Below are 1,132 nucleotides of genomic sequence, written 5' to 3' on the forward strand. Positions count from 1 at the left end.
GTCATTAGGTCTTATCAGCGATAAAGTTATTTTTAATGAAATGTCAGTAATTGATAGCTCTATTTTGCAAAAAATATCAGATGAAATATCAAACATCCTATCTGAAAATGAAGTTTATTTGACTGAGGCAATTGTTGCCAGATAATAAGTGAATACAACTAAACGTGGCTGGCCCTGTTGTTTGTGTATCTGGATTTCTGATGATGAATGTTTTAAAGCAAGTAGCGCTGAAGAACTTTTGAGACGAGCTATTCAATTATAGATTCAACACCATTTAGTAATCCCACTAAATCAATTTCCTTACGATCTTTGTTAAAAGCATATTCACCATTCAAGTTAATATGCTGCCAAGCGACAGGCGAAAGTCTTGAAATAAGATCAACTACGTCTTGCCTGCCATTCCTTTCTTGGATTTGTAAAAATGCAGAAAGTAACGCTGAATTATAATAAATAATGCAGTTTGAAATAAGTCGAGCGCAGTCATTCCATTGCGACACTTGGTAATCATTACCTCCGCGAAATTTATTGCCGTTAACCGAAGTGATAGCCCGTTTTAGTTGATGATATGCTTCGCCTCTGTTTAATGCTTGCTGAACATAATGACGAAGTGTTGAGTTGTCAACGTACTCCAAAACATAAATTGATTTTATCAATCGGTCGTATTCATGGAGAGCTGACAATGTACGGCTTTTGCCGTTGCTTAGCTTTCTAATGATAGTGCTTTGTGTGGTGGTTTTTCGGCTTAATGAACATACTATATGCTGAATTTCATCCCATTCTTCAGCTATTAGTTTGTGGTTAATTTCTTTTTTCAGTTGGATTTGACCACCATTTTCTTCGGTCACTTCTAACAAATCAAAAAATACCCGTTTCATTTTTGCATATCGAGGAGCGAACGTATAACCAAAGAAGTCCAAAATAGCGAAATTTACATTGTTGGTACCGTGTGTATCGGTAGATAAGGTATTAGGCTGTATATCTGATGAATTGTTATAAAGTAAGTCAAAAGCAAAATGACCTTCATATTCATTAGCACCTGATGTGGTCAACTAAATTCTCTCACCCTAGTTAAGCTACTTTTTCCAAATACCCGTTCATCATTTCAAAGGTGTTCGGGCAGTGATAACCCAAG

The 1,132-nt window shown here is 36.0% G+C and carries 1 protein-coding gene; it reads right to left on the reverse strand.

What is annotated here, in order from left to right:
- Positions 1 to 248: 248 nt before the first annotated feature.
- Complete coding sequence (locus G337_RS0119425; RefSeq protein ID WP_028865315.1) at positions 249 to 1,049, reverse strand: Tn3 family transposase; 801 nt, start codon at positions 1,047 to 1,049, stop codon at positions 249 to 251.
- Between the last annotated feature and the right edge of the window lie 83 nt (positions 1,050 to 1,132).

Source organism: Psychromonas aquimarina ATCC BAA-1526 (assembly GCF_000428725.1).
GTDB classification, from domain to species: domain Bacteria; phylum Pseudomonadota; class Gammaproteobacteria; order Enterobacterales; family Psychromonadaceae; genus Psychromonas; species Psychromonas aquimarina.